The 13670-nt window shown below is 28.1% G+C and carries 11 protein-coding genes; 3 read left to right on the top strand and 8 right to left on the bottom strand.

The features are described from left to right. Window positions 1-119 precede the first annotated feature (119 nt). Together ACI389_RS06600 and ACI389_RS06595 are read right to left on the bottom strand one after the other, a co-directional pair. On the bottom strand, window positions 120-935 hold the full coding sequence (locus tag ACI389_RS06600; protein ID WP_439780739.1) for a TDT family transporter: 816 nt from the start codon (window positions 933-935) through the stop codon (window positions 120-122). Window positions 936-940: 5 nt separating this feature from the next. Next, window positions 941-1696 carry a TatD family hydrolase gene (locus tag ACI389_RS06595; RefSeq protein ID WP_439780738.1) on the bottom strand — a complete coding sequence of 252 codons (756 nt, stop codon included), beginning with the start codon at window positions 1694-1696 and terminating at the stop codon, window positions 941-943. Window positions 1697-1931: 235 nt separating this feature from the next. Here ACI389_RS06595 and ACI389_RS06590 point away from each other — a divergent pair, with 235 nt between their 5' ends. Beyond that, complete coding sequence (locus ACI389_RS06590; protein ID WP_439780737.1) at window positions 1932-2717, top strand: transcriptional regulator FilR1 domain-containing protein; 786 nt, start codon at window positions 1932-1934, stop codon at window positions 2715-2717. A gap of 9 nt (window positions 2718-2726) precedes the next feature. On the opposite strand, the gene glyS is transcribed toward ACI389_RS06590, so the two are convergent. The 4 genes from glyS to ACI389_RS06570 form a co-directional block, all read right to left on the bottom strand. Then, window positions 2727-4421 (bottom strand): glycine--tRNA ligase, encoded by a 1695-nt coding sequence (glyS, locus tag ACI389_RS06585; protein ID WP_439780736.1) that lies wholly within the window; start codon window positions 4419-4421, stop codon window positions 2727-2729. A 16-nt stretch (window positions 4422-4437) separates the two neighbouring features. Continuing rightward, entirely contained in the window at window positions 4438-5022 is a 585-nt protein-coding gene (dcd, locus tag ACI389_RS06580) for a dCTP deaminase (RefSeq protein ID WP_439780735.1), read from the bottom strand. A 100-nt stretch (window positions 5023-5122) separates the two neighbouring features. Then, complete coding sequence (locus ACI389_RS06575; RefSeq protein ID WP_439780734.1) at window positions 5123-5665, bottom strand: cell division protein SepF; 543 nt, start codon at window positions 5663-5665, stop codon at window positions 5123-5125. Between the two features lie 5 nt (window positions 5666-5670). Then, on the bottom strand, window positions 5671-6723 hold the full coding sequence (locus ACI389_RS06570) for a DUF1611 domain-containing protein (protein WP_439780733.1): 1053 nt from the start codon (window positions 6721-6723) through the stop codon (window positions 5671-5673). 203 nt (window positions 6724-6926) lie between these two features. Between ACI389_RS06570 and ACI389_RS06565 the strand changes: the two genes are divergently transcribed. Further along, a complete protein-coding gene (locus ACI389_RS06565; RefSeq protein ID WP_432644528.1) occupies window positions 6927-7871 on the top strand; it encodes a 3H domain-containing protein in 945 nt (314 codons plus the stop codon). Beyond that, window positions 7864-8442, top strand: coding sequence for a ZPR1 zinc finger domain-containing protein (locus tag ACI389_RS06560; RefSeq protein ID WP_439780732.1), 579 nt, complete (start codon window positions 7864-7866; stop codon window positions 8440-8442). The genes ACI389_RS06565 and ACI389_RS06560 overlap by 8 nt, the downstream gene beginning before the upstream one ends. A gap of 11 nt (window positions 8443-8453) precedes the next feature. On the opposite strand, the gene ACI389_RS06555 is transcribed toward ACI389_RS06560, so the two are convergent. Beyond that, a complete protein-coding gene (locus ACI389_RS06555) occupies window positions 8454-8885 on the bottom strand; it encodes a hypothetical protein (RefSeq protein ID WP_439780731.1) in 432 nt (143 codons plus the stop codon). Window positions 8886-9152: 267 nt separating this feature from the next. Continuing rightward, window positions 9153-13304, bottom strand: a complete 4152-nt coding sequence (locus ACI389_RS06550) for a DUF11 domain-containing protein (protein ID WP_439780730.1) — start codon at window positions 13302-13304, stop codon at window positions 9153-9155. Window positions 13305-13670: the final 366 nt, after the last annotated feature.

Genomic DNA, 13670 nt, shown 5'->3' with positions numbered 1-13670 from the left:
AAAATAGAATTATTAAAAAATTTTTGCAAAAATCAAATAGGATTTCTACAAAGCCTTTATTTAAAAATCCATAATATTCAAACAATACATAAAATACTACAACTATTGCTATTAATATTTCAATTGTCTGAATTGAAGATAATAATGTATTTGAACCTACTATTTTTATAATACTTTTTTGTTGCAAGGCCACTTATTACAAAAGGAAACGTAAATGCTGCAAAACTTGGATAAAACTTTAATGTTCTATATTCTACTAGTTTATAGAGTGAGAACATAAAGAACATTAATGAAATAGCATATAATCCAATTAAAAATTCAATTGATATTGTAGGTGCTGAATTTATATATCCTACAATTAATATGCTTATAACTGCTGCAAATATACATGTTGTTGGTTTAAATGCTTCTGGAAGCTCGGGATATTTTAAATATCTATAAATCATTAATGGTAAGGTTATTATCATTGAAATAAAACCAATTATTAAAAATATAAATCCTATTTCTTTAAGTCCATGAGCTGGTGCTGTTATTGCAGCCATTGAAATTCCAACATAAACTATCCAGTAAGTTGGATAAACATCATTTATATTGAAATTACGTATGATAAAATGATAAGTAAAGTAAATCATTAGCATAATATGCATAGCAATTCCGATTATCCACAAAGAATGTGAAACAATTGGAACAAATCCTATGATGCATGTAGATAAAAGCATCAAACTCATTGAAAATGCACCCGAACTACTCGCTAGAACACTACTTTTAAAATCATTCTTAATATCTTCAGGAAAAATTAAGACTTTAAGAATAATTAAAATGAGTAAAATAACTCCCATAGCTGCAAATAAATATGGAATATCTAACAAATTACCTAAAGAAAATAGTGAAAGAGCTAAACATACAATTGGAATTGGAATACTCTTAATAAACATATTATCTAAATCTTAAAATAGTTTTCAGCATTTTTATGAGCTATTTTATCTACATCGCTTTTTTTATAACCCCATCTTGTTAATTCACGAATAGTTTTGGCAACAGAAAGTGGATCCGATGGTTTATTACTCATATCACTATTTAAAAGGAAATTATCAAATCCATAATTATCTAAAATATCAATACAATCTGCAACATCAAGTTTTTGTGGTTGAACTGTTAATCCAAGCATATAATCTTTATCAATAACATCCTCAATAATATCCTGATTAATATGATCAATAACTGCTTGTGATTCATCTAAATGTTGTGGAACTATATCCAGAATTACATTTAAAACATCTTTTTTGTTTTTTCTTGGCGTATGAATGATAACTTTTGAATTGGTCTCATCAGCAATATCCAATTGTTTTTTGAATACATCAATTTCAGTTTCAGTTAAATCTTCAAGACCAATTTCCCCAATAGCTACGATTTGCCTATTTTCAATCCATTTATACATTTCATCAAAAATCATTTGAGGATTTTCAATACTGTTTGTTGGATGAATTCCTAAAGCTACTTTTAAATCTAATCCGTATTGTGATGCTCTTTGAGTATCATATTCTAAAATTCTGTTTAAATGGTTTAAAAGAATGTTTTCAGCATTAATTTTATATGGATAATAGCTACAGGTTATTGCACTATCAATTCCAGATAAATACATTTGCTTAAAGTCTTCACTGCTTCTTGCATCTGCATGAATATGTGTATCAATCATAAAATCACATTAATATTTATCTTTCATAAGCTTATAAAATTTTTACATAGTAGCAAGAATTTTACCCAGATACTTATTACTCAGACTTATAAAGACAATATCTACTTTAAAAATTAATTAAAAAAATTTTTCAATATTTAAATCTTTGCCAATTGTTATTTTTCACTTTTTCTCACTTCAAGAGATTTTATATTTTATAGTAATAATAATCAATAATATAAGTAATACTCGATTGGTGATTAATTTGGAAAACAACAAAAACTATTTAAAGAGTTATGATTCAATTTCAGAAGAAATAAAGTACCTTACCAATTCAATAATTAGATTAAAGATATTGGCAGCATTGTATAAATGCCCTCTAAATATGAAAGACATAAATAGCACAACTTCCTTAAGTTATAGCTCAATATCAAGCAATCTACATAATTTAGAATTAAAAGGAATAGTGTATAGAGAACACAATAAATATTTTTTATCAAATTCATCTACATTAGAAGTAGAACAAGTTTTAAGACTAAGCAATCTACTTGATTTATTAAATGATTTCTTTAATATTTTAGATAAACATCTTGTTGATGTTATACCTAATCAGTCTGTTATTGAATTGTATCTGATTGGTAATGCCCATCTTATTGAATCAGACGGTGTTGATGCATATAGAATCTATAAATTTATTGAAGAGGCATTAGAATCCGCAGATGAAGTTAAATGCATTTTACCATTTTATCATGAAACATTTAACGATAAATTAAATAAATTAGTGAAAAACAATAAAAAAGTTGAAGTTATTATCCCACATAATCTCTTAAAAATTTTTAACGAAAAATCAGAAATTGAAAACTTATCTTTTTTTAAAGAAGAAAAATTATTTTTACTAATTAATACAAACGAATCAATGATTTTAGGCCTTTTTAAAGAAGATGGTTCTTTTGATCAAAATAGATTATTAACTTCTAAAAATAGTGATTCAATAAAATGGGCTAATAATCTATATGAAAATTTTAAAAATAAAAATAAATGAGTCTTAAACTCATTTATAATATTTTTCTACATAATCAGCTAATTCATTTATTGGAATTCTTTCTTGAGCTTCACTGTCTCTGTTTCTAACTGTTACTTGATTATCTTCTAAAGTGTCAAAATCAACAGTAATTGCAAGAGGAATACCTATTTCATCTGCTCTTGCATACCTTTTTCCAATAGTTCCTGCAGCATCATATTCTACTTTATATCCGTTCATTTTGAATTGCTCATTTAACTCTTGAGCAATTTCACGAGGTCCTTCTTTGTTAACAAGAGGGAAAATTCCAAGTTGGACAGGAGCTACTGATTTATTAAATTTAAAGTAATCTTTTTCTTCTGTTTCGGTAAATGAATGTAATAAAACAGCATAAGTAATACGATCAATACCAAATGATGGTTCAATAACATGAGGAATGATTTTCTCACCATTCATTTCCTCTTCAACATCTTCAAAGATGAGTAAATCTTCTGGTACTTCATATACTTTATCTAATTCTACTGTAAATTTACCTTCAGATTCAATAGCTGCTTTAATATCTTCAACATTAGCATCTTCAATAGCTTGTTTTACTTTAGGAGAATCTCCTTTAAATATTGGTCCAAATTTAGCTAAATTAGGTTTAACAATAGTTTTTTGGACTTTTTTAGGTTCATCATATTCCATAAATACATTTAATTCATCATTACTGTATTTAGAATGTGAAGATAAATCATAATCTCCTCTGTCAGCTATTCCAATAATTTCAACCCAACCATACTTATCAGTCTTAACTTCTACATCCCAACAGTCAAGTGCATAGTGAGCCATTTCTCCTGCTAAGTGTTGTCTGAATCTTAAAACATTTTCAGGAATTCCAATTTCAGTTAAGAATTTACGAGCTAAGTATAATTGATAGATTAACATTTCATTAGCTACAATTCCTTTATCAAGTGCTTCACGAGCAGTGATTTCTAATGGTTCTAAATCATTTTCTTGAACTTCTTGTGAGTTTAAGCGTAATACGACATCTTCGATTTGTGAAAATTTAGGGTGAGTTTTTTCTTTAGGATTTACAAAGATTTCTGCTTCTGCTTGTGTGAATTCTCTAAGTCTAATAACTCCTTGTCTTGGTGAAATTTCATTTCTGTATGCTTTTCCAAGTTGAACAACACCAAATGGAAGTTTTCCTCTGAAGAATCTTTCTAAACGTTTGAATAAAATAAAAATTCCTTGTGCAGTTTCAGGTCTCATGTAACCTACTTTATCACCTTTAGCACCAATTTCGGTTTTAAACATTAAGTTATAGTTCCAAATGTTTGATAAATCCCCACCACATTCTGGACATTTAATGTTATTGTCAATTACGATTTGGTCAAGCTCTTCATTTTCAAGACTTTCAACGTCTTTACCTATAGCATCTTCAATAATGTGATCCGCTCTGAAAACTTCTCCACATTTTTCACATTTACACATTGGATCTGTAAAGTTGTCAACATGTCCTGATGCTTTTAATACTTCTTTAGGCATCACGGTTGGACCTTCAATTTCATAAAATCCTTCACCAGAAACATATTGTTTTCTCCATTTTTGCATAATATTATTTTTTAAACTTGCTCCAAGTGGACCATAATCTGTAAAACCAGATACTCCGGAGTAAATTTCAAATGATGGCCATAAAAATCCTCTTTTTGCACTAATATTTGACATTTTATCGTGATTCATGAATATTATCTCCAATCTATTTTTTTAATTCGTAATCTAATTTAACTCTACTGCTTTCAGGACTAGTTTGTCCCATATATTTACTTTGTCTATCTGGATGTCCATAAGGGACTTCTGATGGTGTGGTCATAGTTTCAAATACAATTTGACATACTCTTTGACCAGGATATAAAGCAACTGGCATTGCACCAATATTTGATATTTCTAATGTGATTTTTCCTTCAAAACCAGGGTCAATAAATCCTGCTGTAACGTGCATGGTAACACCAAGCCTACCCATACTTGAACGACCTTCTACTCTTGCAACTAAATCATCTGGCACTTTAACATACTCTAATGTTGTAGCTAATGCAAATTCATTAGGATGAATTATAAATGCCTCACCATCTTTAACAGTAGTTGATTCCATGTAAGATGCAATGTCTTCTTCATCTTTTGGATCAATATATGGTTTTCTAATAACCTTAAATACTTTAAATTCATCTCCTAATCGCATATCAACAGAAGATGGTTGTATCTGTTTTTCATCTAAAAGAGGTTCAATACCAATTTTACCTTCTTTTAAATATTTTTTTATAGTTTCATCACTTAAAATAGCCATTTTATCACACAAAATAATACAGTTGCTTTTATCTGAATTTTTTTATAAAAATAAATAGAATATTAAATTTCAAAAAATAAAAAAAGTAGAAATAGACCTACTATCCTTTATTAATTAATTTTACTTTTTTAGGGGAAAGGATAATTAAATTTTTATCATCGGTACGTGCAAGTAAAAATGCTTGAGCACCATGATTTGTCCTCATTTGCCTAATCTTATCCCCTGCTAATTTAAAATTAGCTTCACTTTCTTTTTCTAAAAATGATAAATCTACAATTACTGGATTTTTCTCTTCAAGAATCTGGTCAACCATATAATTGATATCATCAAGAGTTTTTGGTCTAATTAATACAATTTCATAAAATGATTGCTCTGGTGTAATTACAACATCCTCCTCATCAAAATCATCATAAATTGGAACTGTCATGGGAGTTTGTTGTACTTCAGGAGCTGGTTTATATTCATATTGAGTATTTGCATGCTGTTGTGTATCTTGCTTATCTTGAGGTGCTCTCAAATTCCTAATAGATTCAGAAATATCATTTATAAATCCAGAAAAGTTAAAACCTTCACCATCTTGATTCTTACTATCCTCTGTTTCTTCATAACCTAAACTTCTTTTTAAATTATCAATAAAGCTCATTTAAATTACTCCTCTAAATATTCAAAAATAGCATCTAATAATTTATCAGCACCATTATTAAAAACATCTTCAGCAGGTAAATTATATTTAGATTCAAAGACTTCAGTACATAAATCTAAGCTAGCATTTTTAAGATTGATTGATAAACCAACAACTTTAGTAGGTTCAACAGCTTCAATAGCTCTGATTTCATTTTCAATACTTCTAGGTTCTCTGTACGGGTGATTTGGTCTGTGTCCCACAATAACTGCATCAGGAGCAGCACCAATTAAAATAGCTGCGGATAATCCTCTTGGGTGTGGATTTCCTTTTTCAGTTAAACTGGATTGACCTTCAATAAAAATAATATCTGGTTGTTTTGTTTCTTCTATATACTTAATTGCAGATAATACTGCTGCTGGAACATCCATTGCAGATAAACTTCCAGCTCTAAAGTTAAAATCAGTAGGTTCTTCTAATCCCATTTCATCAGTAGATATAATTGCAGGAGTTAATCCTCTTTTCATACTTGCAATACCTAATGCTTTAGTAGTAGTCCTTTTACCACATTCCTGTGAAGTTCCACCAACAAAAATTACTGGTGCTTTTGCTTCATATGAAATTTTAGGTAATACTTCACATGGTTTTTCAGGAGCTACACCCGCTATTGTTTTAACAACATCTAATCTAGAACCTATTTCTTTAATTACAACACCTTTTGCATCAGCAAATTTTTTTAAAGAAGTATTTTCTGCAATTGATAATGATCTAAATGAAGTGATAACATTTAATCCTGCGTCAATAGCTTGAACTGCATATTTTAAAGCTGCACCTTCTGCACCAATAGGAAGCATGATTACTAATGATTTTGCACCATTATTTTCATTAAGACATTCTTCTAAGCTACTTGCCACAATATGACCACAGAATTCTTTTCCTTGTTTTTTAACACTATCATCTATGAATCCAACAGTTTCTATACCTTCAAGATTGGAGAATTTTTCACCTCCACCACCACAACCAACTACTATAAATGGATTTAAATCTTGAATTTCTTTTACTGATTTTACTGAATACAAAAATTTCACCCCTATAACTTATAATTTATAACAACCATGTAAAATTAAATTATCTTAAAATTCTTCAAAATAATTTTAAAAATAATATTATTATATAATAATTATAATTTTTTACATTAATAAATATAGATGTTTTAGAAAAATTAATTAATATAATTAATATAGAAATAAAATTAATAATGATAAATTTCAGGTGAATCTTAATGAGAAAACCTTATGTCATACTGATTGGAAGTGCATCAGGAATTGGAAAATCAACTATTGCTGCTGAAGTCGCAAAATCATTAAATATAAAACATTTAATTGAAAGTGACTTTGTAAGAGCAGTTGTTCGTGGAATAATTGGTAAAGAATATGCTCCCGCACTTCATAGCTCATCTTATGATGCTTATAAACATATTAGAAACAAAAATAGATATGAAAATTATGAAGAACTTGTATCTGCAGGATTTGATGACCATGCATCTTATGTAATACCTGCTATAGAAAAAATTATTCAAAGAGCAATCACCGATTATGATAATATTGTTATCGAAGGAGTGCATCTGGTTCCTGGATTAATAAATACCGAACAATTTGAAGATGATGCTAATATTCACTTCTTTATTTTAAGTTCTGATGAAGAATCCCATAAAGAAAGATTTGTTAAAAGAGCCATTCAAATCCATAGAGGTGGAAAACAATTAGATTTCTTTAGAGAAAATAGGATTATTCATGATCACTTATTAAATCAAGCCCAAAGTAATAATGTTAGAATAATCAATGCAGGTTCAATTGAGGAAACATTGGACAATATTTTATCCACAATTCATAAATCTTGTACTAATATTAATCTTACTAACTCAATTGATGAATTAGAAGATGTTGTTAATATCATAATCAATGATAATAATGGAACTATTGAGAAAGTTACATACAATATTAAAGGATTTAAAGAACCATTAATAAGAAATATTAATGTACATGACACTCAATCTGCAAAGAAATTTATAAAAACTATTACTGAAAATAAAGACAAAAGAGAATATTTATCCCAATTATACGAATTATCCAAGTACAGAGAGTTTAAAATATGTACTTCAAATCCTGAAAAATTAGATCAAATCATACAAGAATTACAAAATAAAGGATATGTTTTAAATGAATGAAATGGAAATTAATGAAATGATTATAAAATGTCCTGTTTGCTCTGTTGAAGGAGTTGCTAAATCAATTATGAAAGAAATTGAAATACCTCACTTTGGAAAAGTTTTAGAAACAACTATCCAATGTCCTGAATGTGGATTTAAACATAGCGATGTTATAGCTTTAGAGCAAAATGATCCTGCTAAATACACTATTGAAATTAATAAAAACAATTTATCCATAAGAGTTGTTAGATCACAATCTGCAACTGTTTTAATCCCTGAAATTGGTATTAAAGTAGAACCTGGTCCAAAATCTGAAGGGTATGTGACAAATGTTGAAGGCATACTTACTCGTTTTGAAGACGCTGTAAAAAAAGCTTTAAAATTATTTGATGATGATACATCACAATCAAACGGTAAAAAAACTTTAAATGAGATTCAAGAACTTAAAAAAGGAAATGAAACTGCAACTTTAATTATTTTAGATCCATTTGGTCAAAGTAATATTGTAAGTGATAGTGTTGAAATTTCTGAAATTCCCGAAGAGGAATTGCACACTTTAAAAACAGGCTTTAGTCATATAGAAGAATAAATAAAGAAGAATTATTCTTCTTCGTCTTCTTCATCTGATTTTAAGAAGCTAAACTCATTTTCTTCTACAACATCTTTTAATTTTAATGTTTTTTGTACATCCATAGCTAATGCATTACAATCTGCTTTAATAGCTTCTAAATGTAATAGAATCCTTTCTTTTTCTTGATTAATCCTTTCAATGTTAGTGTAAGGATAAGTAGATTCTTTAAGCATTTCGTATTCAATAGTAGTGTAGGGATAATCGTTTAATTGTTTACATACATTTTTTAAAACATCACCTAAAAATTTGTTCATTTCTACTTTTACTCTTTCTCTAATCATTTTGTCATCATCGAGATTTTCTTTCATTAAACGAACAACTTCTGCTTTAGCGAAAGGTAATTTTTCTTCATCATCCATTAATTCTTCAGAAGTTTCTTCAATCATTTCTTCTTCAGACATAATTACACCTCTTGTGTTTTATTAAAAATATTGAATCATTAAATGTTTTTTTATAAAAAATAGCATCCTATCAATATGTAATACTATATTTATCATAAGTCTTATTTAAAAGTTTTGTTTAAATTAAAGAAAAGAAGCACAATATTGCTATTTATATACTCAATATATAAAATTATCAATCGTAAAAGTAATAATTTTGATACTTGCTTAAATTTGAAAAACCGTTTAAAAAAAATAATAAAAAGTAGCTTAAAAGCTACTTTAAATTTAGCGTTTTCTAAAAATATCATTACTTCCCAAAATCATCGAAACAATGATAGAAATACCCAATAGTTCCATAAAATTTCCTGTAGGATTTTTTCCAAGACCATGAATTGATTGTTTAATACTTTTAGCTTTAACAATATTATTTTTAGTAAAATCACCAGTTATATTTTTCATAACTTCATTTGAAGTACTATTAATAATTTTAACTAAAACAGAATCATGATTATTACTCAAATCATTATCAAAAGTATCACTTACGACACATACAGTGTTTTTAAAGATTCCTTCACACATTGCTTCAAATTCAATGCATAATTCTTCTTCGCCACAAGTAGTAAGTTTAGCTATTGACCAAATATTACCTAAAGGGTCAAACACACCAGTAGAATGTTTAAATGACTTCAATCTTAAAGATTTATCAAATTTCTCATTAACTTTAACATTAAATGCATCATCAGGACCATTATTAACTAATTTAATTTTATAAGTAATTACTTGTCCAACACCATACATATATTTAGAAACTGTTTTAGTAATTGATAAGTCCGCTGCAGGATTAATATGAACTGTATCCCTAGCTTCATTATTTGACAAATCAAGATCTTCACTACAATATACTGTAGCTACATTAGTAATGTCTCCTGTTTTAATAACTTTTGTGACAATTTTTAATGTCTTAGACTGCCCAACACCTAAATTACCAACATACCAAATACCATCTTCATAATCACCATTTGAGCTAATAAATTTTAAAGACTTTGGCAAAATATCTTCAACAACAACATCAGTTGCATCATTCGGTCCATTATTTAAAACAATTAATGTCCATTTTACTAAATCTTTATAATTAGCTATTGAAACATTAGCAAATTTTTCAATTGAAATATCTGAAATAGGCAATACATCAATTAACTCATCATCATGATTATTTGACTCATTAATATCGTATTCATTTGCTATTGCAGATACATTATTTACAATAACACCTAATTGGTCAACATAACAACTTATATTTAAATATTCTCTATCACCTACATCCAAATAATCTAGGCTCCAAACACCATTTTGATAAATTCCACGACTTGAAATGTATTCTTTAAACCTTAAACCTTCTGGTAATTTATCAGTTACTCTTACATTGCTTGCTCTATCTGGACCATTATTTGTAACTTCAATAATCCAAGTTATAATATCTCCAAAGTGAGGATATTCAGTATTAACTTGTTTTATAACAGAAATATCAGATGCTAATGGAACAACAATAGACTCATTGTCCACATTGTTATCTAAATTAGGATCATATTCAACTCCAGAAATATTAGCAAGATTTGTAATTGTTCCTGTTTTATTAACCTTACAAATTAATTCTAAAGTTTCAATTTCACCTTTTTCAAGACAACATACCAGCCATACTCCATCATCATAAAATCCTTTACTTGCTGTATAATTAATAAGCACTAATCCTTTAGGAAGAATATCTTGAACAATAATACCTGTTACATTATCTGGACCATTATTAGAAGCTATTAAAGTCCATTTAACTAATTCGCCATAATTAACCTCCGTTACATTAACTATTTTTAAAATAGTTAAATCTCCGAATTTATTGACCAAAATAGTTTCATTAACCTCATTATTGCATAAATCCGTATCATTTTCACGAGCAGTTACTACTGCACTATTTGTAATGTTTCCAGTCTGATTAACTTGTGTAATAATGTTAATTTCAATTGAATCACCCACATCTAAAGTTCCTATACTCCAAATTCCAGTTTTTAGATTATATGCTTTATTAGAATCATCACTAATCCAAATTAATGAATCTGAAAGTATATCCGTTACTTTTACATCATGAGCCACATCAGGACCAAAATTAGAAACAATTAAAGTCCATTCAACCAAATCACCATAAGCAGGATTAGTAATATTAGCAACTTTAACTACAACTAAATCAACAGCAGGAGGAACATCAATCTCTGCTTTATCATAATTATTATCTAAATTAATATCATATTCCCTACCAGTGACATTAGCTCCATTTACGATTTTTCCAGTTGCAGTTACCTTGGTTACAATATTTACAACCAAACTTTCACCAACTTTTAAAAAGTCTATTGTTAAAACACCAATTTTTGGATCATATGTTCCATTACTATCATCACTTAACCACATTAATCCTTCACAAAGCACATCAGTTACAACAATACCTGTTGAATCATTTGGTCCATTATTTGTAATATTTAAAGTCCAAATAACTGTATCCCCATAATTAGCAGAAGTAACATTACTCTCCTTTGAGATTTTATTATCAGTTTTTGGAATAACATTAAATACTGTTGTATTAGTGATTGACTTGTAGTAATTATCTTCAAAGTGTTTTGCAGTAACATAATACTTTCCAAGTTTTAAATTATCTAAATTAACAGATACTGCACCTAAATAATCTGTGTTTAAAGAATTATTATAAACAATAGTTCCATCTTCATGTATTACTGTCACTAATACTTTCACATTATATTCACGATCATCTTGGTATAATTCTCCACTTGTAGTTGCTCCTGAAACTGGATGTTCTCCATCAATTTCAATTTTACTATTACTAGCTGCATTATAAATTGCATTTGATACATTTAAATTATCAAAATCTGCAATATTATTCCCACCATAAATTACTGATTTGATGTTTTCTGACTCCCCATAATAAATATCATGAGCAGAAATTGGTAAATTGTAAACCCAAGCTTGATTTTGATATAATGTATTATTAACTAATTTAAATTCAACACCATCCTTATCAAAGTAAATTGCACTACCATTTCTTGCTGTATTTAATTTAAATTCATTATTATGAGCTAATACTTTTATACTATTTACATAAATAGCTCCACCTAATCCATCATTTAATTTATTAATTCTAGGTATTGCTTCATTTGCTATAAATTTAGAATTTCTAATTTCTGTGTCTTTACCTTCAATAAATATCGCACCACCATTAATATTCGCAATATTTCTGTTAAATTTAGAATTTATGATTTTAACATTAGTTGCATTAATATTAACAGCACCACCATATTCAGATGCACAATTATCCTCAAATATAGACTCTTCAATTTTTATATTAAATCCATCTAATTTAACAGCACCACCTAATGGAGCTTTATTCCCTTTAAAAATACTATTTGTAATATTTAAATTCATACTATCCAAATAATTCAACATAATAGCCACAGCACCACCATATTTTGTAGCAGTGTTATTAATTAAACTACAATTATCTAAATTACCAGATGCATGGTATGTTAAAGCAGCACCCCAATCAGCACTATTATTAATAAATATACAATTGCAATAGGATGAACCATTTCTAACACATCCTGCTCCTGCATGACCTAATCCAGAAGAGGATATCGCCTTATTATTTACAAATATACAATTTTTAACATCACCATAAGAAGGCTCAATATCTAAACCAATCTGAATAGCACCTCCGAAACATTCTCCATCTCCCTTAACATAGTTTGAATTGAAAATACAATTATCAATTAAGAAATCCGTTCCAAATATCCCCAAAGCACCAGCTGCAATTCCAGCACCATTATTTGTAAAATTACAATTTTTAACTACCATACCTTTTGCAGATATTGCATTATTCGGAGTATGTATCACTCCAGAACTTAACATTGCATAATTATTTTCAAAAACACACTTATCAAATGTAACATATTTAGCTGAAACTACGATAGCACCACCTTTCGTATTTGTATATCCATTTACAAATTTTAAATTTGACAATGTAGACCCAGAAGCTCCTGTAAATACTCTTAAAATTATTGTTGAGTTTCCACCATCTAATGTAGCTTTAGATGTTGAAGTAATTGTCAGATTCTTTTTTAACAAAATAGTATCATCACCCTTTGAAACAAAAGTACCTCTTAGATCTATTGTATCACCTGCATTTGCATTATCTATAGCATTTTGAATATCTTTAAACGTACCTCCATTTACTGAAATTACTTTTGACTGCAATATTTGATTTTCCTGATTATCATCTAAACTTTTACTTTCATGAGAATTTTCTAATTTATCTTCACTATCTACATCCAATTCATCATCACAACTTTCATTTACATCCACAGCATATGACTGCTCCATGTTAACTCCAAGAGAAGTAAACATTAGACACAGAAAGATTAGTGAGATGAGAAAATGTTTGCCAATATTTATCTTTTTGCTTAACATCGTATAACCTCAATCGAGGACATTACCACTATTAATTAACAAAAGCTATTAATCAGCAATTAAACTCCTTATTTTAAGTCCTTCTTTAAAAATGACAAATCACATTACTAAATTTTAAAAAAATAACCCTGATTTAAAAGTGAATTATAAATTAACTACCTTACACAAAAAATTTTAAATCAAATTTAATGCCAAAATCAAAAATTATTATTCAATTTAATAAAAAGAAATATCCTTTTTTAAATCAATCCAAAATTTAACTGAAAATAAAAGATAATC

This window comes from Methanobrevibacter sp., assembly GCF_051877095.1.
GTDB lineage: Archaea > Methanobacteriota > Methanobacteria > Methanobacteriales > Methanobacteriaceae > Methanocatella.
This window is presented reverse-complemented; position numbering and strand designations above follow the sequence as displayed.

Excerpts from the sequence above, each read along its gene's own strand:
- ACI389_RS06560 (WP_439780732.1), top strand. The coding sequence starts at position 7,864 with ATGAATGAAATGGAAATTAATGAAATGATTATAAAATGTCCTGTTTGC.
- glyS (WP_439780736.1), bottom strand. The coding sequence starts at position 4,421 with ATGAATCACGATAAAATGTCAAATATTAGTGCAAAAAGAGGATTTTTA.
- ACI389_RS06555 (WP_439780731.1), bottom strand. The coding sequence starts at position 8,885 with ATGTCTGAAGAAGAAATGATTGAAGAAACTTCTGAAGAATTAATGGAT.
- ACI389_RS06600 (WP_439780739.1), bottom strand. The coding sequence starts at position 935 with ATGTTTATTAAGAGTATTCCAATTCCAATTGTATGTTTAGCTCTTTCA.
- ACI389_RS06550 (WP_439780730.1), bottom strand. The coding sequence starts at position 13,304 with ATGGAGCAGTCATATGCTGTGGATGTAAATGAAAGTTGTGATGATGAA.
- ACI389_RS06595 (WP_439780738.1), bottom strand. The coding sequence starts at position 1,696 with ATGATTGATACACATATTCATGCAGATGCAAGAAGCAGTGAAGACTTT.
- dcd (WP_439780735.1), bottom strand. The coding sequence starts at position 5,022 with ATGGCTATTTTAAGTGATGAAACTATAAAAAAATATTTAAAAGAAGGT.
- ACI389_RS06575 (WP_439780734.1), bottom strand. The coding sequence starts at position 5,665 with ATGAGCTTTATTGATAATTTAAAAAGAAGTTTAGGTTATGAAGAAACA.
- ACI389_RS06565 (WP_432644528.1), top strand. The coding sequence starts at position 6,927 with ATGAGAAAACCTTATGTCATACTGATTGGAAGTGCATCAGGAATTGGA.